General features: G+C 72.3%; 21 protein-coding genes and 1 pseudogene. 15 read left to right on the top strand and 7 right to left on the bottom strand.

From position 1 onward, the window contains the following. Positions 1–164: 164 nt before the first annotated feature. Positions 165–1,478, bottom strand: a complete 1,314-nt coding sequence (locus ACWCP8_RS24635) for a hypothetical protein (protein ID WP_352267040.1) — start codon at positions 1,476–1,478, stop codon at positions 165–167. A 284-nt stretch (positions 1,479–1,762) separates the two neighbouring features. Between ACWCP8_RS24635 and ACWCP8_RS24640 the strand changes: the two genes are divergently transcribed. From ACWCP8_RS24640 to ACWCP8_RS24665, 6 genes are all read left to right on the top strand, one after another. Then, a complete protein-coding gene (locus tag ACWCP8_RS24640; RefSeq protein ID WP_451118197.1) occupies positions 1,763–2,839 on the top strand; it encodes a beta-ketoacyl-ACP synthase 3 in 1,077 nt (358 codons plus the stop codon). After that, entirely contained in the window at positions 2,836–4,065 is a 1,230-nt protein-coding gene (locus ACWCP8_RS24645) for a beta-ketoacyl-[acyl-carrier-protein] synthase family protein (RefSeq protein WP_451118152.1), read from the top strand. The genes ACWCP8_RS24640 and ACWCP8_RS24645 overlap by 4 nt, the downstream gene beginning before the upstream one ends. Before the next feature lie 71 nt (positions 4,066–4,136). Then, the gene (locus ACWCP8_RS24650; RefSeq protein WP_451118154.1) at positions 4,137–6,035 is read left to right on the top strand and encodes an acyl-CoA dehydrogenase family protein; all 1,899 of its coding nucleotides are present in this window, start codon (positions 4,137–4,139) and stop codon (positions 6,033–6,035) included. Further along, positions 6,032–6,205, top strand: coding sequence for a hypothetical protein (locus ACWCP8_RS24655; protein WP_352267036.1), 174 nt, complete (start codon positions 6,032–6,034; stop codon positions 6,203–6,205). The genes ACWCP8_RS24650 and ACWCP8_RS24655 overlap by 4 nt, the downstream gene beginning before the upstream one ends. 90 nt (positions 6,206–6,295) lie before the next feature. Beyond that, on the top strand, positions 6,296–6,574 hold the full coding sequence (locus ACWCP8_RS24660; RefSeq protein WP_352267035.1) for an acyl carrier protein: 279 nt from the start codon (positions 6,296–6,298) through the stop codon (positions 6,572–6,574). Then, entirely contained in the window at positions 6,571–7,794 is a 1,224-nt protein-coding gene (locus tag ACWCP8_RS24665; protein ID WP_451118157.1) for a beta-ketoacyl-[acyl-carrier-protein] synthase family protein, read from the top strand. The genes ACWCP8_RS24660 and ACWCP8_RS24665 overlap by 4 nt, the downstream gene beginning before the upstream one ends. 309 nt (positions 7,795–8,103) lie before the next feature. Here ACWCP8_RS24665 and ACWCP8_RS24670 read toward each other — a convergent pair. Continuing rightward, positions 8,104–8,437, bottom strand: a pseudogene (locus ACWCP8_RS24670) (PRC-barrel domain-containing protein); the annotation flags it as partial. Positions 8,438–9,147: 710 nt separating this feature from the next. Here ACWCP8_RS24670 and ACWCP8_RS24675 point away from each other — a divergent pair. From ACWCP8_RS24675 to ACWCP8_RS24685, 3 genes are all read left to right on the top strand, one after another. Then, positions 9,148–10,383: a cytochrome P450 family protein gene (locus ACWCP8_RS24675; protein WP_451118199.1), complete on the top strand. Its 1,236-nt coding sequence runs from the start codon at positions 9,148–9,150 to the stop codon at positions 10,381–10,383. A gap of 137 nt (positions 10,384–10,520) precedes the next feature. Beyond that, entirely contained in the window at positions 10,521–11,147 is a 627-nt protein-coding gene (locus ACWCP8_RS24680; protein WP_451118201.1) for an adenosylcobinamide amidohydrolase, read from the top strand. 55 nt (positions 11,148–11,202) lie between these two features. After that, positions 11,203–12,111: an NAD(P)-dependent oxidoreductase gene (locus ACWCP8_RS24685; RefSeq protein ID WP_352267033.1), complete on the top strand. Its 909-nt coding sequence runs from the start codon at positions 11,203–11,205 to the stop codon at positions 12,109–12,111. 401 nt (positions 12,112–12,512) lie between these two features. Here the strand turns inward: ACWCP8_RS24685 and ACWCP8_RS24690 are convergent, their stop codons facing one another. Beyond that, entirely contained in the window at positions 12,513–12,614 is a 102-nt protein-coding gene (locus tag ACWCP8_RS24690) for a putative leader peptide (RefSeq protein WP_352267032.1), read from the bottom strand. Positions 12,615–13,447: 833 nt separating this feature from the next. On the opposite strand from ACWCP8_RS24690, the gene ACWCP8_RS24695 reads away from it, so the two are divergent. The 3 genes from ACWCP8_RS24695 (at position 13,448) to ACWCP8_RS24705 (ending at position 16,566) form a co-directional block, all read left to right on the top strand. Next, positions 13,448–14,371, top strand: coding sequence for an NADP-dependent oxidoreductase (locus ACWCP8_RS24695; RefSeq protein WP_451118161.1), 924 nt, complete (start codon positions 13,448–13,450; stop codon positions 14,369–14,371). Next, on the top strand, positions 14,368–15,132 hold the full coding sequence (locus ACWCP8_RS24700; RefSeq protein ID WP_352267030.1) for a GNAT family N-acetyltransferase: 765 nt from the start codon (positions 14,368–14,370) through the stop codon (positions 15,130–15,132). Before ACWCP8_RS24695 ends, ACWCP8_RS24700 begins: the two co-directional genes overlap by 4 nt. Positions 15,133–15,354: 222 nt before the next feature. Then, a complete protein-coding gene (locus tag ACWCP8_RS24705; protein ID WP_451118163.1) occupies positions 15,355–16,566 on the top strand; it encodes a PP2C family protein-serine/threonine phosphatase in 1,212 nt (403 codons plus the stop codon). A gap of 11 nt (positions 16,567–16,577) precedes the next feature. On the opposite strand, the gene ACWCP8_RS24710 is transcribed toward ACWCP8_RS24705, so the two are convergent. The 4 genes from ACWCP8_RS24710 to ACWCP8_RS24725 are packed head-to-tail and all read right to left on the bottom strand — an operon-like array spanning position 16,578 to position 19,723. Continuing rightward, positions 16,578–17,684, bottom strand: coding sequence for a bile acid:sodium symporter family protein (locus ACWCP8_RS24710; RefSeq protein ID WP_352267028.1), 1,107 nt, complete (start codon positions 17,682–17,684; stop codon positions 16,578–16,580). A 40-nt stretch (positions 17,685–17,724) separates the two neighbouring features. Then, positions 17,725–18,438 carry a phosphatase PAP2 family protein gene (locus tag ACWCP8_RS24715; RefSeq protein ID WP_382838483.1) on the bottom strand — a complete coding sequence of 238 codons (714 nt, stop codon included), beginning with the start codon at positions 18,436–18,438 and terminating at the stop codon, positions 17,725–17,727. Between the two features lie 14 nt (positions 18,439–18,452). Beyond that, positions 18,453–19,055, bottom strand: coding sequence for a phosphatase PAP2 family protein (locus ACWCP8_RS24720; RefSeq protein ID WP_352267026.1), 603 nt, complete (start codon positions 19,053–19,055; stop codon positions 18,453–18,455). Further along, a complete protein-coding gene (locus ACWCP8_RS24725; protein ID WP_382838486.1) occupies positions 19,055–19,723 on the bottom strand; it encodes a DedA family protein in 669 nt (222 codons plus the stop codon). The genes ACWCP8_RS24720 and ACWCP8_RS24725 overlap by 1 nt, the downstream gene beginning before the upstream one ends. Before the next feature lie 248 nt (positions 19,724–19,971). Between ACWCP8_RS24725 and ACWCP8_RS24730 the strand changes: the two genes are divergently transcribed. The 3 genes from ACWCP8_RS24730 to abc-f all read left to right on the top strand — a co-directional run bounded on the left by ACWCP8_RS24730 (position 19,972) and on the right by abc-f (position 23,224). Further along, entirely contained in the window at positions 19,972–20,304 is a 333-nt protein-coding gene (locus ACWCP8_RS24730; protein ID WP_051878105.1) for a BlaI/MecI/CopY family transcriptional regulator, read from the top strand. Further along, the gene (locus ACWCP8_RS24735; RefSeq protein WP_451118166.1) at positions 20,301–21,242 is read left to right on the top strand and encodes a M56 family metallopeptidase; all 942 of its coding nucleotides are present in this window, start codon (positions 20,301–20,303) and stop codon (positions 21,240–21,242) included. The genes ACWCP8_RS24730 and ACWCP8_RS24735 overlap by 4 nt, the downstream gene beginning before the upstream one ends. Before the next feature lie 332 nt (positions 21,243–21,574). Next, complete coding sequence (gene abc-f, locus ACWCP8_RS24740; RefSeq protein ID WP_451118168.1) at positions 21,575–23,224, top strand: ribosomal protection-like ABC-F family protein; 1,650 nt, start codon at positions 21,575–21,577, stop codon at positions 23,222–23,224. Positions 23,225–23,259 lie beyond the last annotated feature (35 nt).

Raw genomic sequence — 23,259 nt, forward strand, 5'->3', positions numbered from 1 at the left:
CCGGGGCCATCGCCCGGCCGGGAGCTCCTCACCCGCGCACTCCACCCGGAATCCGCCGAGCACCTGGATGGTGACGTCTTCCACCGTTGACGGGGCCAGCGGAGTCCCTCCGTGCGCCGGACCATGACGTCGGTGCACGGTAGGAAGCCGGCATTACCCGGTCATTACCCGTGCGCCTGCCCCTGCGGTGCCGGGAGCAGATGCGGTGTGCTGTCGTCGTCGAGGAACTCCACGACCGCGAGGGCGAACAGCGCCGCGATGGCGATCCAAACGGTGACCATCGCCGTCGGCCGGTTCCACACGATCAGCACAACGGCGGCCACCACGACGACCGTCCAGTTCAGCGGGTCCTTCGCCCGGTGCACCCAGGCGCCGACCGGACCGCCGGTGATCCCGGCCGCGTCGCGTACGGCGCCGATGCCGCCGTGCCACATGGCCTTGACCCGGCCGGCGGCGCGACCCGGGCCGGAGAGCCAGGCGGCGAGAGCCACCACCACGCCCAGTGTGATCACCATCCGGATCCCGGCGCGGAGGTAGCCGACCAGGGCATCGAAAATCGAGCCGGCCGCCGGCTGCGACACCGATGCCGGAAGGCTGTCCAGATAGAACGCGCGGAACACCCAGAGCGCCAGGCCGAGGACCGCGGCGCCCACCGCGACCGCGAGGGCCGCGGTGACCAGCGCGCGGCGTCGGCGCACGGCGAGCAGCACCCCGCCGGCGGCGAGCACGAGGGTCAGCACCGGCAGCCAGAAACCGACGATCTGCAGCAGCCGGAACCCCTTCTTGGCCTTGCCGATCGCATCGGACGTCAGCACGGTGAAGTCGGTGTGGATCTCGGGGATCTTCGCGGCGATCGTCAGCCCGTGGTCGACCAGGAGCTGCTTCACCCGGTCGATCACCGGGGCGAGATCGATGACGACCGTGTCGTTGGTGAGCTTCACGGCCCCGCCTCCACTGCCGGTCAGTGCCTTGACGGCTGCCTCGTGGGCGTTCCGGTTGAGGGCGACCCACACCTTCTCGAAGGCGTCGGACGTCACGAACCTGTCCACCGTCCCGTGCACGAAGTTCGAGACCCCGGTGGTGATCGGGCCGCTCAGCCGCCCCAGCGCCTTGTCGACGACAGGCCGGTCCGCGGGGGCCACCTGTTCGAGGAGGGCGTGGACGTCCAGATGCGTCATCACGGCATCGGTGACCCGGTTCGACACCGCGGCCTGCACATCGGGATCGGAGGCCAGGGGCTTCACCATCGCCACATAACGGTCGGTGTCACCGATGTCGTCCCTGGCCCAGGCGGCGACGATGCTCAGCGGGGTGAGGACGGCCGCGACGAGGATAAGCAGCACGGCGAAGAACGAACGGATCCGGGGCCGGGACCGCGCCGGAGTACGAGCCTCCAGTTGCGCCATCCGTGCGCGCAGCGCATCCAGCTCGGCGCGGGCGCTGGAGGAATCCAAGTGATCGGGGTCCGGTGTTGCCATGACCCAAGGGGATGCCCTGCGCGTCCGTGCAGCGCGGCGGGCTGCTGCGAAAGGGTGAGCCCGGGGGCTCGCGGGGGTACGCAATTCACGCCCCCGGGCCTCGCGCGCCCCCGTTCGGCCCAGTAGGCGCATCCTCGCCGGGGCGACTGCCGTTCGACAGCCGGCAGGCGTGATCGATCGCGGAAACGGAGCAGCGAGTGGCGAGGGGATACGTACTCGACGGCGGTGGGCAGCCGGATGCGGAGCGGGACGCGGAACGGCTCACCGGGTTGTTCGCCCGGCCCTTGACCGTGCCCGGCCAGGACCCCGGCCCGGCCCCCGTACGGACCGCGGTCCTGGAAGCCGTCGCGGGGTGGGTGCCGGGGGAACCGGTGGGCAATGACGCGTTGCCCGCCGCCTGGGGCGTGGACGATGCCTGGGTACGCGCCCGCACCGGCATCGTCAGCCGCCACCGGGCCGGAGTGGGACTGGCCACCGGGGACGTTGCCTTCGAGGCCGCCCGGCGACTGGTCGGGGACGGCGGTTCGACCGCCGCCGGGCCGGTGGACGCGCTCGTGCTCGCGACCGCCACCCCCGACCATCCCTGCCCCGGCACGGCTCCCGCCCTCGCTGCCCGGCTCGGCCTGGGAACGGTCCCCGCATTCGACCTCGGCGCCGCGTGCAGTGGCTTCGTCTACGGGCTCGCCGTCTGCCGGGGACTCGTGGCCGCCGGTCTCCACGACCGGGTGCTGCTGGTGGGCGCAGATGTGTACTCTGCGTGGCTGGACCCGGCCGACCGGTCGGCGGGCGTGGTGTTCGGCGACGGGGCCGGGGCGGCACTCGTGGGGGCCGGCCGGGCGGGGACCCCCGGTGAGCTGCTCGCCTTCGACCTGGGCAGCGACGGCACCGGGTACAACCTGATCACCGTGCCCGGCGGCGGTGCGCGGTCCCGCTCGACGCCGGAGCAGGCCGCCGAGGGCGACGAGTTCTTCCGTATGCAAGGACCCGCCGTGTACCAGCATGCCGTCGAGCGGATGACGGGATCCTGCCGGGCGCTGCTGGCCAAGCTGGGGTGGGACGCCGCCGACGTCGACCACTTCGTACCGCACCAGGCCAACGCGCGGATTCTGCGGGCGGTGTCCGCCCGCGTCGGCATCGACGCGCGGCGCTGTGTCACGCACCTGGAGCGGGTGGGGAACACGGGCGCCGCATCGATTCCGCTGGCGCTCGCCGACGCAGCCTCCAAGGGCCGGTTCCGGGCCGGCGACCAGATGCTGATCACCGCCTTCGGAGGCGGTCTGACCTGGGGGTCCGCCGCTCTTCGCTGGCCGGGGAACCCGCATGAACCACGCACGGAGCGCGACGGAGGAAACAGGACATGACGCAGACTGACACGGGGGTCGCGGTCACGGGAGTGGGGCTGGTGACCCCCGCCGGCGCCGACGAGCACGCCTTCTGGGCGGGGCTGTGCGCGGGACGCTCCATGGCGCGGCGCTGCGACGAACTGGCGGGACTGCCGGTCGACTTCGCCTGCCCGGTCGACGGGATCGACCTGGACCTGGTGGTGGGCGGCCGATCGGTGTGGCGGATGGGACGGTTCGTGAAACTGGCTCTGATCGCCGCCCGGCAGGCCGTGGCGGACGCCGGACTCTCCCCGGAGGCCTGGGACGGATCCAGGGTCGGAGTGGTGGTCGGCGTCGGCGTCGGCGGCGTGTCCCTGCTCGTCGACAACGTTCGCAAGCTGGACGACGCCGGACCGGAGGCGGTCTCTCCGCTGCTGGTGCCGATGATGATCCCGAACGCTGCGGCCGGCGAGGTGGCGATCGAGCTCCGCGCCCAGGGCCCCAGCCTTGCGCCCGCCACCGCCTGCGCCTCCGGGTCCACCGCGATCGCTGTCGCGCGCGACCTGCTGACCAGCGGTCGGTGCGACACCGTGGTGGCGGGCGGGGCGGAGTCCGTGCTCACGCCGCTGGTGGTGGCGGCCTTCGCGAAGATGGGGGCGCTCTCCACCCGGACAAGCGATCCGGCGGGCGCGTCGCGGCCGTTCGCCGCGGACCGGGACGGGTTCGTCCTCGGCGAGGGCGCCGCCATGCTCGTACTGGAGCGGACTGCCGACGCCCGTGCCCGCGGCGGCCGGCTGCGCGCGCTGCTGACCGGCGCGGGCTCCAGTACGGACGCCCGCCACCCCACCGCTCCCACACCCGACGGCTGCGGTGCGCAACAGGCGGTGGAAGCGGCGCTGTACGAGGCGGGCTGGACGCCCCGCGATGTCGACCACATCAACGCGCACGGCACGTCCACCCCGCTGAACGACGCGATGGAGACCGAGCTCGTCTCCCGGCTCTTCCCGCACCGTCCTTCCGTCACCGCCGCAAAGGGAGTGATCGGGCACACCCTCGCCGCTGCCGGTGCGATCGAGGCGGTGGCGACCGTACTGACGCTGGAACACGGCATCGTCCCGCCGATCGCCAACCTGGACGCGCTGCCGGACGGGTGGGACCTCGACTGCGTGACCAAGGAACCGCGCCGGCAGGACGTCCGGCGGGCCGTCAGCCACTCCTTCGGCTTCGGCGGACACAACGTCGCGCTGGCCTTCGAGCGCGCCTGACCGGTCGTCCCGCCTGCGCAACGGACGGCGAGAAAGTGTGTCCTCGCCGTTCGTTGATCGTTCTGGTAGTCATGACCGCAACGATCGACAGCGTCGCCACTCAGTCCACCGCGGACCTCCTCAAAGGTGTGCTCTTCGGGGATAACTTCCACCAGGAGCACGGCCCTTGGCGTCGGCTGATCTCCATGGAACCGTTCCGCCGCCCGGCCGACCGCACACCCGACGAGCGCCTCTCCCTCGCGTACGAACGGCTGAGGATCCTCAACAGCACCCTCGACAGCGCCGCCGGAACGGCCGCCGACCCGCGCGCCCTCGCCGCCCTGCACGAGTGGATCGGCCCGGTGGACCCGGCGCTCACCACCGTCGCGGGCATCCACTACAACCTCTTCCTCGGCAGCCTCCTAGACCATGACGGCGACACCCGTCGCGATCTGTCGGACTTCCTCCGACTGCGGCGCATCGGCACCTTCCTCTGTACGGAGGTGGCACACGGCAACGATGCGGTGGCCGTCGAGACCACCGCGACGTACGACCGCGCACGCGACGGATTCGTCCTGCACACCCCGCACTCCGGGGCACAGAAGTTCATGCCCAACGCCAGCCCGGCCGGCGGCCCCAAGACCGGACTGGTCGCGGCACGTCTGCTGGCCGACGGCGCCGACCACGGAGTCCTTCTCTTTCTGGTGCCCCTCACCGACGATGTGCGGCCGCTGCCCGGGGTACGGGTCCGCAGGCTCCCGGCACGTCTGGGCAGCCCCGTCGACCACTGTCTGACCTCCTTCGACCAGGTCTTCGTGGATCGCGAGGCGCTGCTCGGCGGCGAGCACGGACGGGTCGGCGACAACGGGGAGTTCAGCAGTGCCATGGGCAACCGCAGGCGTCGCTTCCTCACCTCGATCGGGCGCGTCACGGTCGGCAAGATCTCCATGAGCGCCTGCGCGGTCGGCGCCGCGCGCGCGACGCTGGCCGTCGCGGTCCGCTACGGCGGCCACCGGTACATCTCCGGTCCGCGCGCCACGCAGCCGGTGCCGGTGATCGCCCACCGCAGCCACCACGGGCCGCTGGCCGAGGCCATGGCCACTGTCTTCGCGATGAGCCTGCTGCACCGCAGAGCCCTCGACCGGTGGGAGGCACAGGGCGGCGCGGGGCCGGGCACGGGGACGGAACGGGCCGAGGCGGAGCGGCTGGTCGCCGTGGCGAAGGGGTGGATCACCTGGCGGGCTCGCGCGGTCATCGTCGAATGCCGTGAACGGTGCGGAGCGCAGGCGTTGTTGGAGAACAATGGCATGGCGGACCTCGTAGCCGGTGCGGAGGGCGTGATCACCGCCGAGGGAGACAACCTGGCCATCCATGCCAAGGCGGCCGCCGAAATGCTGTTCGCCGCTCCGCAGACTCCGCAGGACAGCACTCCTGATGCCGCGCCCGGAGATCTCGCCGACCCCCGGTTCCTCGGCCGGCTGCACGCGTATGTGGAGGACCTCTGGTTCGCCCGGGCCAGGGCACGGATGAGCGGCGCCCGGAGCGATGGCCCGCTGGACCGGTGGAACGCGGCGTCCGGGCCGGCGCTGCGTGGCGTCGAGGCCCACGCCCACCGGCAGGCGGCCGAGGCGTACGTGGACGCGGTCGCCGGACTGTCCGAGGGGCCCGCACGTGATCGACTCGCGGAACTGCACCGGCTGTTCGCCCTGCGGTGGGTGGCCCGCAACAGCGGAGATCTGCTCGCCGCCGGTCGTGTGACCATCGACCAGGTCAACGCTCTGCCGGACGCCATCGAGGGGCTCATCGCAGATGTCGCCGCGCATCTGCCCACCCTGATCGAGTCCTTCGCGCTGCCGGAAGAGGTGCTCGCGGACTGGCCCATCGCGGGCGCCGACTACGCCGACGCGTACGACGATCCGGAGGCGGCGTGGCAGAGCGACGATCCGGAGGCGGCGTGGCAGAGCGCCGCCGGGACCGAGGGGGAGCGGTGACGGCCCCGCGGGAGCGGGCCACCGGGCGGACGCGCCGGGTACGGGAGGCCGCGGAGGCCCTCGGTGTCCGGGCCGTGCTGCTGGCGTACTGGGGCAGTACAGCCCTCCTCGCCCGGTGCTGCGCGAACGCGCGTACGGGCGTAGGCGAATCGGTTCGCCGCAAGGCGTAACTGGAGGAACGTCATCCCGTTACTTCGGCGTCGGGACGGTGCATTCACCCGGCCCCGACGCACCTGCACCACAGAGTGAAGAGGAAGATCATGAGCGCGATTCATCCCAAGATCACCGACGTCCTCATCGGTACCTTCAAGGTGCCTGCCGCCGAGATCCTCCCGGACTCCACCATGGACAGCCTGGAGATGGACTCGCTCGCCGTCGCCGAGTTCGCCGTCATCATCAAGGAGAAGCTGGGCGTCGACGCCGGCTCCGACAGGCTCTACAAGGACGCCACCCTGGCCGACATCACCCGGTTCATCGACGAGACGGTCGGCGGCGTGGCGACGGCGAGCGGCGAGGCAGCGATGAGTAACCCCCGATGAACAGGCCCGCCGTCGTCGTCACCGGGCTGGGGATGATCACCCCGGCCGGCAACGACACCGAAACCACCTGGAACGGGGTCTGCTCCGGGGCCTCGCCCGCCCGCACCGTCCCCGAACTCGAAGGGTGCGAGATCGACTTCGCGTGCACGGTTTCCGGCATCGATCTGGACGAGGCGGTCGGCGGCCGGACGGCCTTCCGGATGGGGAAGTACGTCAAGTTCGCCGTCCTCGCGGCACGGGAGGCGGTCGCGGACGCCGGACTCGACCCGGCCGACTGGGAGGGCAGCCGGGTGGCCGTCGTCGTCGGCACCAGCAGCGGAGGGTCCGCCGGCCTGACCGAACAGGCCGTCGCACTCGACCGGCGCGGGCCGAAGGCCACCTCCCCGTCCGGCATCCTGCTCACCATTCCGAACATGCCCGCGGCCGAGATCGCCATCCGGATGCGGGCCACGGGTCCCAGCCTGGCGCCGTGCACCGCCTGTTCGTCCGGGGTCACCGCGCTCTCCGTGGCCCGGGACCTGCTGGTCACCGGCCAGTGCGACATCGCGATCGCCGGTGCCACCGAGTCCATCGTCTTCCCGGTTGCCATGACCGGCTTCGCCCGGTCCGGCGCCGCCGCCCGCAGGGACGGCGACCCGGCGCGTCTCTGCCGCCCGTTCGCGGCCGATCGTGCCGGACTCGTCATGGGTGAGGGTGCCGCCCTCATGGTGCTGGAGCGGGCGGACGACGCCCGGGCCCGGGGCGCGTCGCCGAGAGCACTGCTCGCAGGCACGGGGGCCACCACCGACGCCCACCATCCCACCAGCCCGCATCCGTCCGGCGCCGTCGCCCGGGCTGCCGTCGAGGCAGCACTGCGCGACGCGGGCTGGCGGGCCGAGGACGTCGAACACGTCAACGCGCACGGCACGTCGACACCGTTGGGCGATGCCACCGAAGCCGCCCTCATCGGCCGGGTCTATCCGCACCGGCCGCCCGTCACCGCTCCCAAGGGCGTGCTGGGCCACTGCATGGGGGCAGCCGGGGCCATCGAGGCCGGGCTGACGATCCTTACGCTCCAGCACGGAGTCGTACCACCGATCGCCAATCTGGACGCCCCGGCACCCGAGTTCGACATCGACTGCGTCACCAAGGCGCCTCTCCTGCAGCCGGTCCGCCGCGCCGTCAGCCACTCCTTCGGGTTCGGCGGCCACAACGCCGTGATCGCCCTCCAGCGCCCGTAGGCCTTGCGGTACTACGGGTGCGCCATGCGGAACCGGCGGAAGGCATCGTCGGACGCGACGTCGTAGCCGGCGCGGTAGCCGTTCCGGAACGCGGTGACGGTCACGTCCGGCGCGGCCGAGGGTGTCGGACCGGCTGGCTCCGAAGCTGTCAGCCACAACCGGGCGGCGCTCCACCGTCAGGCGAGCCCCCATGGTGCGCGGAGTCCCCCCAGGCGTGACTGCGGCGTGACCGGGCCGGCCCACGGCTCGGCACGGTGCGGGTCCGCCCTCGCCTCTCCGGCACACCGCACGCGCCAGGTCACCGCCCCTGGTCTCCGAGCTTCCCGGTGAGGTCGTAGTGCCGGTAGAGCTCCTCCTCCTCGGCCACGGAGAGATGCGCGTCCGCGTCCACCCTGGGGGCGTCCTTGACGCTGTCCTTCGGATGCTTGATGTACAGGTCGGAGCCCACTTTGCGGGCCCCGTGGAGCGGCACGAAGCTCTCCTTCATCCCGAACAGGCCGGTTCTCACCGTGATCCAGTCCGGCCGGCCGGTGTCGTCGTCTACATACACCCGCCCCACACTGCCCACCTTCTCGCCCGCGGTGTCGTACACCGTCAGGCCGTCGAGCTCTCCGGGATCCGTGAAATCGTCAGGGGCTGCCATGACCGATTGCTCCTCGCCCGGGCGCGTCCGTGGGCGGGCCCACCGGGGAAGGCGCGTCCGGACTCCATCGCGCCTCACCCGGACGGACGGTGCAACCTCCCGGCCCGGAACGGCCGTCCGCTGCGTCCCCGGGGGCGCAGCGCGACACCGGTGGGGTCCCGCTCCGCGCACTGGGCCATTCGGGTGAGACCCCGTAGGGCCGCGCGGGTCCGTGGAATTCGGACGCACGCCCGGGGCGGCGGACCTCGCTCGGGTCTCGGATACGCATGGTCCACGTGGGCGGAGCGATCTCGACGAGGGTGGCCGCGCCGTGCCCGCCACCGGTCTGCACTCGTGCATCGTGATCACGCCGCCGGGCGCCAGGCGCGTCCGGTACTGGACGAACTCCCACTCCTGCTGCCGCCCGTACTCCTGATTGTGCTGCGTCGTCACACCGAACCCCGACACGGTGCCGTCGGGCAGCAGGGTGATGGCCTGCCGGAGGAGCGTGCAGGCGTCCGTCTCCGGGTCCATAACCGCATTGCGCCCGCACGCGGAGCAGCCGCCCGTCCGCCCAACCATCCCTCGTCCCGGGCACGTTGACCGTAGGATCGGCATCCCGCCATCGATCGCGCCGAACGGCTGCGCCAGCCGCCGGTCCGGAGTCGACGACCGTCAGGAGAGGCCCGTTGAACATCCCGCCGATACCGGGGCAGGCCACCGCGCACCGCATGGATCCGGCCGGCGGGTGCCCGCATGCCGACAATGCCCGGCTGCTCGCCCGGGGCGCCGTGGCATCCGTCGTGCTGCCGGGCGATGTGCCGGGCGTGGCGGTGCTCGGGCACGACGCCCTGAAGGAGTTTCTCGCCCACCCCGATGTCGCAAAGGACGCACGCCACTTCACCGCGCTGGCCGAAGGACGGATCCCCGACGGCTGGCCGCTGCGGACCTTCGCCACCGTGCAGGGCATGACCACCGCCGATGATGCGGACCACCGGCGGCTGCGTGGGCTGGTGAGCAAGGCGTTCACCGCCCGGCGGGTGGAAGCGCTCCGGCCACGCATCGAGACCCTGACCGCCGAGCTGCTCGACCGGATCGACGCGGCAGCCGAGGAGGGGGACGGGACGGTGGACCTGCGAGCCGGGTTCGCGATGCCCCTGCCGATGGGCGTCATCTGCGAGCTCCTCGGCGTCGACGGCCGCCACCAGGACCGCCTGCACCATCTGTCCAACCAGATCGTCGCCACCGACATCGGGCCCGTCGAGGCCGTGGCCGCCAACCGGGAGCTGGTGGAACTGCTGAGCACCGTCGCCGCAGCCCGCGCCGAGCAGCCCGGCGACGACCTCACCAGCGCGCTGATCGCCGCCCGCGACGACGGAGGAGACCGGCTCGGCCGGCACGAACTCATCGGCACCCTGCTCCTGATGATCATCGCCGGTCACGAGACCACGCTGAACCTCGTCACCAATGCCGTACGCGCGCTGTGCACCCACCGGGACCAGCTCGACCTGGTCACCACGGGCCGCGCGGGATGGGCCGACGTGGTGGAGGAGACACTGCGCTGGGACAGCCCGGTCAGCTACTTCCCGTTCCGCTATCCGACCCGCGACCTGACCCTCGACGGGACAGTCGTCCCCCAGGGCACCCCCGTACTCGCCGGATACTCGGCCGCCGGACGCGACACGTCCGTGCACGGCCCCGACGCCGACCGCTTCGACGTCACCCGGCCGGCCAGGACATCGGCGGCCCGCCACCTCTCGCTCGGCCACGGGCCGCACTACTGCCTGGGAGCGCCTCTCGCCCGGATGGAGGCGACGATCGCGCTGGAGCAACTGTTCAGCCGCTTCCCGGAGCTGGACGTCACCGTGCCCGACGAGCAACTGGTGCGCCATGCCAGCTTTGTCGGCAACAGCGTGCGGACACTGCCGGTACGGCTCCGCCCGGACACGGGCTCCGCCGCGGGTTGAGGCCGGACACCGCACGCAGCGCTGCCGCACCCGCCCCCTATGATCGACGGACCGTTGCCGACCGTCGTCTTCTGTGCCACCGGGAGTGCACCATTCGTTCCGTACTCGTCCGCCCGCCCGGACAGCGCGTCGAGCTGCTGGCCCGGCAGGAGGACGGCCTCGCCCTGCACCATCTCGTCTGGCGGCTCGGACCCGGCTGGCGGGTGTGCAGCAGCGCCGTGCTCGGCGGCGGCATCGGTCCGCGCGCATGGATCCTCGACGCGCAGGTTCCCGGCGGCTATCCGCGGCTCGACCCCGATCCCCACCTGGCCGGGATCGCTGCCGCGGAGGGCCTCACCGGTCCCGGCGCCGCGCTGATGACGGCGGCCGATGTCACCGCGTACACGGTCGCCACCGACGAGGGTGTGACCGCCACCGTGACCAGTGGTCTTGGTGTACGGGGCTGGGCCGCCGATCCGGCCGCCGGAATCGACGGACCACCGCCGCCGGGCACGGTCAATATCATCGTCACGGTCCCCGTGGCGCTCTCGGACGCCGCACTGGTCAACGCGGTCGCGACCGCCACCGAGGCGAAGGTGCAGGCGCTCCTGGACGCCGGACTCGACTGCTCCGGCACCCCCACGGACGCTGTGTGCATCGCCGCACCCGAACCCGGACCGGGGGCCGCGGCGCAGCCGTTCGCCGGCCCGCGCTCGCGGTGGGGATCGCGACTCGCCAGAGCGGTGCACGGTGCCGTGCTCGACGGCGCATTGCGGCAACCTTGACCTCTCATCGCCCCGCGCCGGCGCGGGGCGCGGCCGACGAAGGGACCACGCTCTCATGACGTCCACACCTGTCCACGTCACCCGCAAGCGGCCGACCGTGGCCGTCCTCGGCACCGGGATCATGGGATCAGGGATGGCGCGGAGCCTGCTCCGCGCGGGACTCGGCGTCCGTGCCTGGAACCGTACGCAGTCCAAGGCGGCTCCTCTCGCCGCCGACGGCGCCACAGTCACCGAAACGGCGGAGGAAGCCGTACGGGGCGCCGATGTCATCGTGACCATGCTCAACGACGGCCTGTCCGTCGCCGCCGCGCTCACCGCTGCCGCGTCGGGCGTGCACGGCGGTCAGATCCTGCTGCAGAGCTCCACCGTCGGACCCGACGCCACCACTGATCTCGCCCAACGGGCGGCAGACTTGGGACTCGTCTATCTCGACGCCCCGGTCGCCGGAACCAAGCAGCCGGCGGAACAGGGCGCGTTGACGGTCTTCGTCTCCGGCCCGTCCGCCGTCCGGCCGTCGGTGGAACCGGTGTTGGATGCGATCGGCCAGCGTACGGTCTGGGTCGGCGAGGCACCCGGTGAGGCCTCGCGGCTGAAGCTCGTGGTCAACACCTGGGTGATCAACATGGTGGGCAGCATCGCCGAATGCCTCAATCTTGCCGAGGGACTGGGCGTCGACCCGCAGTCGTTCCTCGACGTGATGAAGGGCGGCCCGCTGGACTCCGCCTACCTCCAGGGCAAGTCCGCGGCGGTCCTCTCCGGCGACCTCACCCCCAGCTTCGCCCTGTCCACCGCGCTCAAGGACACCCGCCTCATCCTCGAAGCCGCCGCACGGTCCGGTGTGAGCCTGGACCTGGTCGCCGCGTCGGCCGACCGGTTCGAGCGCGCGGAGGCGGCCGGCCACGGCGGTGAGGACATGATCGCCACCTACTATGCGGGCCGGCCGGCGGAGAAGGCCGGCGACTGACCGTCGACGACCGCGACGGGAGCCGGGGTCACGCGCTCCGTGGCCCCGTCCGAACGCCTCGTGGCTCTCCCCGTCCAGGTGGTCCTGACCGCGGAAGACGATCACCTTGTGCTCAAGTGCCGCAACGCGCACGGCTGCCACGACGGCGGGTTCGAGATCGCCGTCGAGACGGACGCCGGACACGACGGCTCCGATGTGCCCGCCGATCCTCTGGACGGTTACGGAGGTGGTGGCGACGGTGGTGGTGTCGTGGGTCGGGTCGACGACGGGTGCGGAGGTCACGGCGGAGCCCTTTCCGTACGGAAAATGGTGTATCCGGGAGTGACGGGCGAGCGCGGGCACGGCCGTGCATCGGCGGCGCCGGGCTGGGAGTCGTCGCCGCGGCAACGTGCGTCAGCTGTTCAGCGGAGCTGGTCGCAGCGGAGAGCGCGGCTACACGCCGCGGACGCTACGCGTCCCAGATCGACGTGGCGCCGCGAGACGGGAGTCGAAGTCGCGGACATGCCGCGAGCGTGTCAGCGGCTCCGGAGGCCGTCAACTCCGGCTGCACTGTCCGCAGAGAGGGCCCTGGGGCCGGAGCAGGCGGCGGTCACCCCATGGCCCCGTAGCTCCCCACATGACCTCTGACCTGCGCAGTCATCTCCATTCACAAGGGCCGTGCGGTGACCGGCGGGCATGCGGCGGCGGGCGCCCGGGGGGCCGCCTGATTTCATCGGGCCGCAATGTGGGGGAGGGGGCGGCGACAGGACTCGCGCAGAACCGCCCCACCGGTACGGGGGAGCCCGGTGGGGCGGTCGGCACCAGCCTGCCACAGGCGGCGGCCGAATGGGGGCCGACCGGCACGTACGCGTGGGCAGTTGAGTCGAAATCGATCCCGGACCGGATGGTGAGCGCCATCAGGCGCGCGGATATCCGACGAGGGTGTGCGTGACGCGAGGGAGTCCTGCGTCGTGCAGTAGCGGCTGCTGAGCCCCGAGGAGCGGGCCGCGTCCCCCGTCTCCGGCAGATGAGGGACGTCGTCCACCACCGGCGTCGCCTGGCCTGAATCACCGGTACGGACTCCACCGAGTTGTGCCGTGCGAGCTGACCCGGCTCTGCGCGTGCGGGTCCGGTAGATCCCGATACGGTCCGGCTCGTGGCCGGCGAACAGCAGATCGACCGTGGACGGCGGCCGGGCGGGGCCGATCGGTGCGTACCTCGCCCCGACCCGGATGCATTGCGACCCTGTGAACAGTCCACCGTCCGGGAATACATGCATGTCACACGGAGCTCTTGCAGCTGTAGCCGACAGCGGCTGCCGAGGTGGCCGATGCCATGAACCGGAGCGAGGGAGCTCATGCCGAAGGCGTACGTATTCACCCGCAGCGGTGGACCGGAGGTGGAAGCCTTCGTCGAGCAGGAGGCGCCCACCCCCGGTCCCGGGGAGCTGCTCGTCGCGGTCCGTGCCGCCGGGGTCAACCCGGTCGACTGGAAACTGCGCAACGGATACACCAGGCCCGGCAGCGCGCCGCCGCAATATCCCGCCGTGTTCGGCAGCGAGGCGGCGGGGGTCGTCGAGCAGGTCGGCCCCGGTGTCGAAGGGTTCGAAGTCGGGGACGCGGTCTTCGGCAACCCGCTGACCGGCGGTTACGCCGAGTACACCCTGCTGCCCGTCGCGGTCACGGCGCACAAGCCGGACGGCCTGTCGTTCACCGATGCGGCCGCGCTGCCGGTCGCGGCGGCCACCGCGTACGACGGCATTCGCCAGCTGGACCCCGCACCCGGATCGACCCTGCTGATCAACGGCGCCGGAGGCGGCGTCGGTGTGGCCGCGGTCCAGCTCGCACGCCACTTCGGGGTCCGGGTCATCGGCACGTCGAGCGCGGCCAAGAAGGACTTCGTCGAGTCGCTCGGTGCCGTGCACGTACCGTCGGGACCCGGCGTCGTCGACCGCGTGCGGGCAGTGGCCCCGGGCGGGGTCGACGCGGTCTACGACCTGGTCGGCGGTGACGCCCTGCGGGCCGTCGCGGAGCTGCTCACGGACCGGAAGCGGCTGATCAGTGCCGGGGGCAAGCCGCTCGCCGTGGAACTCGGCGGAGCAGCCGTCGTCCGGGCCCGTACCGCCGCCGTCCTCGACGAAGTGGCCCGCCTCGCCGTCAGCGGTGCCTTCAGGACGTACGTGACGCAGACCTACCCGCTCGCCGAAGCGGCCGCGGCGCTGCGCGCGGTGGAGAGCGGACACACCCGAGGAAAGATCGTGATCGAGGTGACCGCCGCATGAGCGCCCCGCACCCCACCGTCCCCGGGGCGCACCCGCTGGACAACCCGGCCCGCGCCTCGCTGACCGGACCGCACGCCCATTTCGCCGAGCGCTTGGGCCGCATTCTGCGCTACCCGACCGACGTCTCACCCTGGCTCGCGCTGCCGGACCTCCCGGACGCGGAGGACTGGGCCGACGTCGCTGCACTCGCCGGCCCCGGAGGGTCCGTCACCCTCACCGCGCTGCGTGAGCCGCCGCCCGGCGACTGGGAGGTCACCTTCCGCGCGGAGGGCGTCCAGCTCGTCGACGACGGGGTGGCAGCGGCCCCGGATCCGGAGGCCGTCCGCCTCGGTCCGGCCGATGTGCCGGAGATGCTCGACCTGGTCGCACGGACCCGCCCCGGACCGTTCCTTCCGCGCACCGTCGAGCTCGGCACCTACCTGGGTATCCGCCGCGACGGGGCCCTCGTCGCCATGGCCGGGGAACGGCTGCACCCGACCGGCTGGAGCGAGATCAGCGGCGTCTGCACGGACGAAACCGTGCGCGGCCAGGGGCTCGCCACCCGGCTCGTCCTCGCCGTCGCCCACGAGATCAGGGAGCGCGGCGAAACGCCGTTCCTGCACGCGTCGGCGACCAACACCAACGCCATCAGGCTCTACGAATCGCTGGGCTTCCGGCTCCGGCGCCGGACATCGTTCCTCTCCGTCGTCGTACCGCGGGACCTGCCGGTGTCCGACCGCACCCGCGGCGCGGACGACGCGCGGGCGGAGGCGCTGCGCTGACGTTGAACCGCCTCTCCTGCCGTGCCGGCTCCTGCAGTCCCGGGCCGAAGGAATGGACCTTCGGCCCGGGACTTCCGGACCGAATGCCGAGGGTCCGCCCCGCCCCGGGACTTTCGGCACGGCCGATGAGGCCGTAAGCCTCGTGTGCCGAACGCCGGACTCCGGGTGCACTGGAAAGTGAGTGCCGGGACCGGGCCGGCGCCTGCAGGAGGAGGCATTGCAGTGACGATCGGGCTCCAGCGCTCCGCAGCCGTACGCAGGGCGGCGCTGCCGGTGACCGATGCCGGGGAAGCCGAGGCATCCGCGGCCCGGGTCGGGAACGCGGCGTTGTTCGGCGGCCTGGCTCTGCTGACCGCTCTGATCGTCGTCCTCGACCTGATGACCGGCAACGACCTGCGCATCGTGCCTCTGCTGGTTGTCGTGCCTGCATTTGTCTCGGTCTTCGGCACCATCCGGCAGACGGTGGGTGTCGCCACCTGGATCATGGTCGTCGTCGTCAGTTCCCGGCTGGTGTCCGGCGGGTCGTTCTGGGATCTTGCCAGCGGCGTCGTCTTCACGGTGCTGGCCTGTGGCCTGGGCGTCGGGTCCTGTGTGCTGCGCATCCGTCACGCCACCGAGATCGCCAGACTGCGCACCGCGGCGGTCGCTCTCCAGCGGCAGATCCTGCGCCCGCTGCCCGTCCTGACCGACCATGTCGTCACCCACGGGGTCTACGCCCCGATCGAGGAGGACCGGCTGGTCGGCGGCGACATCTACGAGGTCGTCGAATCGCCGTACGGGACACGGGTGATCATCGGCGATGTCCAGGGCAAGGGGATCGCGGCCATCGGAGCGGGGTTCGCCGCGCTCGGCGCGTTCCGGGAGGCGGCCATCCGCGAGCCCACCCTGACCGGGGTGGTGGACGCCCTGGAGGACGCGGTCGTCCGCCACAACGCCTTCTCCGCCCAGACCGGTGAGACCGAACGTTTCGTCACCGCCCTGATCCTCGGCATCGACGACGGCGACGAGGTGCAGGCCGTGAACTGCGGCCATCTGCTGCCCCGGCTGCTGCACGACGGTGAGGCCGCCGCGGTGCCGCTCCGGCAGACCTCCGTCCCGCTGGGCATGGCCGAGCTCAGCAGCGAGCCGCGGGTGGCGGAGCAGCTCGACTTCCCGTCCGGCGCGACGCTCCTGGTCTTCACCGACGGAGTGACCGAGGCCCGCAACGCCGACGGCACCTTCTACCCGCTGGACACCCGGCTGGGCCGCTGGGCAGGGAACGGGTCGCGCGAGGTGCTGGACGCCCTCCATGCGGACCTCGACGCCTTCACCGGCGGCGTACGACGCGACGACATCGCGGTGCTCGCCCTGCGCAGGGCGACGGCCGGGAGCCGCAGGCCCGTGCTGGCCGGCGAGGGCGCGCGGAGTGCCGCGCAGGCATTCGGCGAACCGTAGGGGAGCACGATCTAGGTTTCGGACGTGGCGGCTCTGCGGTGCAGCATCGAGTCGGCCAGACCGGCACCGCATTTCTGCAGCAGGCTGTACGCGAGGACCGGCAGCAGCACATGAGGGCTGCTGGGCAGGTTCGTCGCCGCCAGCACCGCACCGGCGCTGCTGTTGTTCATACCGCAGGTGAGTGTGATCGCCACGGTGTCGGCCCGGTCGGCCCGTACCGCACGGGCCAGGCACCAGCCGATCGCGAACGACGCCGCACAGAGCACAGCCGCCACGACCACCGACGCCACCAGTAGCGCGGGTCGTGGATTCAGCAGGAACCCGCCCAGTGCGCCCGACGCATTGCTGTAGGTGAGCAGCAGTGCGTCGACCAGTCCGAGCAGCCCGAGCCACGGCAGATGCCGGGCGAGCAGTCCTGCGGGCAGCACCTGCTGGACGAGGAGCCCGACGACGCACGGCACGATCACGCTGATCACCGCGAACGGGCCGCCGTTCATCGTGGCCAGCCGCGACAGGTCCTGTGCGTAGTGGCCACGGGTCACCGTCGAGGCGGCCGAGAGCGTCAGCGGGATGCTGCACGGACTCAGCAGCGTGGAAGTCAGGACGATACCGACGATCAGCGATTGGTTACCGCCCGCCCGGCTTCCCCAGATCGTGGCGCCGCCCGCCACCGGCATGGCGCCGACCAGGGCCAGCCCCGTGAGCAGCCCGCTGCAGCCATCCGCGTCGGGGAGCGTCCCGAGCGCCACGGCCATGCACGGCAGCAGTGCGAGCGGGATCAGCGTATTGGCGAGGGTTCCGACCAGCAGTGGCAGCGGCCGTCGCAGGAGCCGCGGCAGGTCCCGGGCGGGCACCCGTAACGCCGCGGTGAAGAGCAGCCAGGCGAGCAGGAGCGACGGCAGCGTGAGCGGTGTACGGGTTCCGCCGGGTACGGACACCGCGCCGAGACTCAGCTGCCGCATGGCGAGACCGGCCTGCGGCAGCAGGGCGGCGCCGGCGTAGACGGCCACTGTCGCCCAGGTCAGCCGGCGCTGAAGGAGCGTGAGCGCACGCGCGACGGCGGGCGCACGTGCCACGTGGACGGCTCGGACGAGGGGCACGACCGGCGGACGGGGCATGGCACTGGACCTCTGCGAAAGTAGGACCGGGATCGGCGGGTCACCTGAGGTGGGCGGGCAGCGCCATCCGTATCAGCGCGGTGCCGAGCCCCAGCCAGACGGTGGCGAACAGCCATCCGGCCACCACATCCGTCGCCCAGTGCACTCCGAGCAGAACCCGGCTCATCCCGACGGCTGCGGCCCAGCAGCCGAGCAGGACAGCCGCGGTGGCGGTGCCGGTGCTTGTGCCGGAGGCAGTGGCACGGGCTCGGCGCAGCCGTGCCCGGTGACCGATTGCCGCCACCAGCAGACCCGCCATCAGCGCGGATGTCGTCGCGTGCCCGGAGGGGAAGGCGAACCCCGAGGCGTGCGTCGCCCAGTCGCCCACCGCCGGGCGGGGGCGTCCGATCGCTTCCATCAGGCCGAAGCGCAGTGCTTGCCCGAGAAGCAGGAAGGCCAGGGCTCCTGCCGCGTACGCCAGTCGGTGGCGCATGTCACGGCCGGCCATCAGTCCGGCGGCCACGGCGGCGGCGTACGGGAACACGCCCGTACCCGTCGCCGTGACAACCCTGGCCACGGTGACGAGCGCGGCGGGCCGATGGTGCAGGGACCAGGTGTGTGCGGCCCGGTCGATCGGCAGCACGGACCCGTGCCGGGCTGTGAGGACCACAGCCGTCAGGCCCAGGAGTCCGACGAACCCGATCAGTACAGCCCCGAGCGCCGTACGGATGCGAGGTGCGACCGGACCCCCGGTGAACCGGGTCCGCCCCGTCACCGGGGCCTCCCCGCTCACCGCGCCGCCACCAGCGGACGCAACCGGCTGTCGCGCAGCCGCGCGACAGCCGGAGCGCAGCGCCGGGCGGCGACCGTCAGCGGCAGGGCTACGAGCGCACCGGTGACCAGCCCGATGAGCACATCGTGCGGATAGTGCACCCCGATCCAGACCCGTGACGCCGCCATCAGCAGTGCCGCAGGGACGGCGACCGCGCCGAGCCGACGGTCGGTCAGCAGGATCGCGACCGCCGCGGCTGCCGCAACGGCCGCGTGATTGCTGGGGAAGGACCAGTCGCCCAGCGGCGGGCATGCCTCCACGGTGACCGCATGCAGGGTCTGGCACGGCCGCTGTTCATGGACGGCGAGCTTCAGCAGATCGTTGGCCACATACGCGGCCACCACGACCAGGGGCGCACAGAGCGCCATGGCCGCGCGGGCGGGGTCCCAGGAGCGGGACCGCCACCAGGCCGCGAGCATCAGCAGGGCGTAGAGCCCGAGACCGTAGTCCGACCAGGCGTGGATCGTGGAGTCCAGAGCGGCGGGGGAGCGCCGGGCGAGCTCGGTGATCGAGGTGTAGAGGCCACCGTCGAGCGAGGTGGCGGCCCAGGCGAGCAGCATCAGCTCCGGTCTCCTTCGACGGCGCGCCGGCCGCGCGAGCGCAGCAGCTCGGCAGCGAGGGGGATGAGGGAGACGACGACCACGACGGCGACGATCGGAAGGAGGTAGCGGTCGACATTCGGCACCGACGACCCCAGCCCGTAGCCCGCGAGCACCAGCCCGACCGTCCAGATCGTTCCGCCGACGATCTGCCAGAGCGCGAACTGCCTGGCCGGCACGTTGAGCGCCCCGGCCAGGGGGTTGAGCACCGTACGCACCACGGGGACGAAGCGGGCCAGCACGATCGCCCGCGCGTGGCCGTATCTGTCGAGCAGCTCCTCCGCGCGGGCCGCGCCCTCGTGCAGCCTCTTGGCGCGGCTCCGGGCCAGCAGGGCGCGGCCGCCGCGGCGCCCGATCCAGTACCCGGTCTGTGCGCCGAGCAGCGCGCCGATCGCGGAAGCGATGAGGACCTGGGACAGGGGGAGATGGACCGGGCCGTGTGTGCCGGGCACACTGAGCAGACCCGCTGTGAACAGCAGGGAGTCGCCGGGGAGGAAGAACCCGACGAGCAGCCCTGTCTCGGCGAACAGCACGGCCGCGATGCCGAGCACGCCGAACGCGGCGAGCAGTGATCCCGCGTCCAGCAGGTTCACCGCTTGCGGCGCGGCCGCCAGTGAGGATACGGACACGGCGGAGGGCCTCCCATAATGGTGAGCGGGCGTTCCGGCGGGACGCCCGACTGGCTACAGTGGTGTAGACGGTCTACATCACTGTAGACGCTCGAAGCGGGAGGAGAGTTCCCATGTCCCAGGCGCAGGGGATATCGAGCGGGGATCCGGACCCGCTCGGGCACGGTGCGACAAGCCCTCGACCGCACGGCGGGCCGGGCCCGGAGTCCGGTGCGGCACCCAGTGCGGAGCGACGCCCGGCCGGGGAGCTGGAATCCACCGTCCTGGCGGCCCTCTGGGCGGCCGACGCCCCGCTCACCCCCGGCCAGGTGCAGGGCGCCCTCGGCGCACCCCTGGCCCGCACCACCGTCACCACGATCCTGACCAGGCTGTACGAGAAGGGCACGGTCACCCGTACCCGTTCGGGGCGCGGCTTCGCGTACACCCCCACCGAGGACGCGCCCGGCCTCACCGCCCGCCGGATGCACAGCGAACTGCAGAAGGAGGAGGACCGCAGCACCGTGCTGGCCCGATTCGTCTCGCAGCTCACCGACGAGGACGAGCAGCTGCTCAGGGAACTGCTCGACGGAGACGCCCGATGATCTACGCCGTGTGGGTTCCGCTGCTGATGCCGTTCGTCGCGGTCCCCGCGGCCCGCCGCCTGGCGGATGCCCTGTCACCCGTGCGCGCCGTGCGGCTGCTCGCCTCGACGGCCGTCGGCCTCGCCCTGTTCAGCACACTCGCCCTGGTGCTGCTCGTGGTGCCCGGCGCGACCCGGCTCTCCGCCGTGGCCGCGGTCGGCGAACTCGTGAAGCCGCTCGCCGACGCCGCACCCGACGTGACCGTCCCGCTCGCAGCTGCCGCAGTCGCCCTGCTGGCCGGGTGCGCCGTCGCAGCCGCCCGTACCGTCCGCCGCCACTGGGTGGAGCTGCATCGCACAGGTGTCCTGGCCGACGGCTCGGAAGGTGAACTGGCCGTTCTGCGCGACAGCCGCCCCGACGCCTATGCGCTGCCCGGACTCCCGGGCAGTCCCGGCCGGATCGTCGTCACCACGGGCATGCTGCGCGCCCTGGACCCCGCCGAACGCGACGCCCTCCTCGCACACGAGCGCGCCCACCTCGCGGGCCGCCACCACTTCTTCCTCGCCGGAGCCGAACTGGCCGCCCTCTGCCACCCCGCGCTGCGCTCCCTGCGCGCACCCATGGGCTACGCGCTGGAGCGCTGCGCCGACGAGGCGGCGGCCATGGCGGTCGGCGACCGGCAGGTCGCGGCGCGCGCGATCGGCCGCGCCGCGCTCGCCGCACGCGCTGCAGAAGGAGCCGAGGGCCGTCCCCTCGTGGCGCTCGCCGCAACGGCGGGGCCGGTACCGCGCCGGGTCGAGGCGCTGCTCGGCCGGGCGACCCCCCGACCGCGCGTCGGCCGTGCGGCCGCGGCGGCACTGCTGGCGTGCCTGGCCCTGTCCGGAGCGGCCGCGCTCGACGCGACACATGATCTGCACAGCAGCATCGAGGTGGCGCAGGGCGAGAGCCCGCAGCGCTGAGACTGCACGGCGCGGGTGCCTTTCCTGCGAGCGCCGCCCCTGTGCGGCCGGGGCAACTCCTCGCCGACGGCCGGGGGTCCAGGGCTCGGCCTGCCGTTGCGCCACGCCGTCAACCGACTGCGGCGTGGTTACACTGAGCGTCATGGGTTCGTACTACTTCTTCCGCTGATTCCGGGCATGGACGCCGCCGCGCGACGCTGAGCGTCGCCGTGTGACCCGTACGGTCACCACCGCGTGCCGCGCATCCCTTCCTTTCCGCCCGCCGGACACCCCGCCCCCGCAGCGCCCTTCCGCGCGCCGTCGAGGGCACGTCACCTCAGGGAAGCCCACCCATGCCTGTCCAGCACGACCGCGCCCAGCTGACGATGAAGGACGTCTCCAAGGCGTACGGAGACCGAACCGTCCTCGACCAGGTGTCGCTCACCGTCCGCCCCGGCGACCGCGTGGGCGTGATCGGCGAGAACGGCTCCGGGAAGTCCACACTGCTCCGGCTGATGGCCGGGGCCGAGACGCCGGACACCGGCGACGTCACCGTCCGGTTCCACGCCGGCATCGGCCATCTCTCCCAGACCCTCGCGCTCGGCGCCGCTCACACCGTGCAGGCCGCCGTCGACGTGGCACTCGCAGAGCTGCGTGAACTGGAACAGCGGATCCGCACCGCGGAAGCCGCGCTGACCAGGTCCGAGACTCCGGCCGAGGCCGAACTCGCCGCATACGGCGACCTGTTGACAGCGTATGAGGAACGCGACGGCTACCGGGCCGATTCCCGGGTCGACGCCGCGCTGCACGGGCTCGGGATCGGCCACCTCACCCGTGACCGCTCCCTCGGCACCCTGTCCGGAGGCGAACAGTCCAGGCTCGCACTCGCCTGCGTGCTGGCCTCCGCCCCCGAACTGCTGCTGCTCGACGAGCCCACCAACCACCTCGACCTCCATGCCACCAACTGGCTGGAGGACCACCTGCGCGCCCACCGCGGAACCCTCGTCGTCATCACCCACGACCGGGCCTTCCTGGAGCGCACCACCACCGTGATCCTGGAGGTCGACCGGGATCTGCGCAGCGCCGTCCGCTACGGGGACGGCTGGGACGGTTACCGCACCGCGAAGGCCGCCGCCCGCCGCCGCTGGGCCCAGGACCACCAGGCATGGCTGGACGAGCTGACCCGTACCCAGGAACTCGCCGACGCGGCGGGCCGACGGCTGGCCGGCACCGGAAAGGACCCCCACGAGGGCTGGGGCAAGCACCGCCGCTCGCACGAGGCCAAGCTGTCCGGACAGGTCCGAGCGGCCAGAACCCGACTGGACGAGCTGCGACGGTCACCCGTGCCCGCCCCGCCCAGACCGCTGCGCTTCACCGCCGAACTGACCGTGGCGGCGGACGGCGAACCGCACCAGCAACCGCTCGCCGAACTCGACTCCATCGTGGTCGGCGACCGGCTCGACCTGCCTGCCTGGCAGGTGACTGCGGGACAGCGGCTGCTGGTCACCGGCCCCAACGGCGCCGGGAAGACCACTCTGCTGCGGGTCCTGGCCGGAGACCTCCGCCCCGACCGCGGCACGGTCCGACGTCGGGCCAGGATCGGCTACCTCCCGCAGGAACTTCCCGCCAGGCCGACCCGCCGTACGCTCCTCGCGACCTTCGCCGCCGGGCGTCCCGGCCACCCCGAAATCTGGGCGGAACACCTGCTCGCCCTGGGCCTGTTCCGGCCGGAGGACCTGACGGTGCCCGTGGCCGCCCTCTCCGTCGGTCAGCAACGACGGCTCGCCATCGCCCGGCTGGTCACCCGCCCGGCCGATCTGCTGGTGCTGGACGAGCCGACGAACCACATCGCGCTCGACCTGGTGGAGGAGCTGGAGGCTGCACTGGCGCAGTACACGGGAGCCGTGGTCGTGGTGTCGCACGACCGCAGCTTCCGCCGCAGGTTCGCCGGCGACAGACTGGAACTCCGTGCCGGACGACCGGTCGCCGGGACCCCCACGTAGAGTTCGAGCGGCACGACCGACGTGAGACGAGCCAC

The sequence above is a fragment of the Streptomyces sp. NPDC002206 genome (assembly GCF_053593595.1).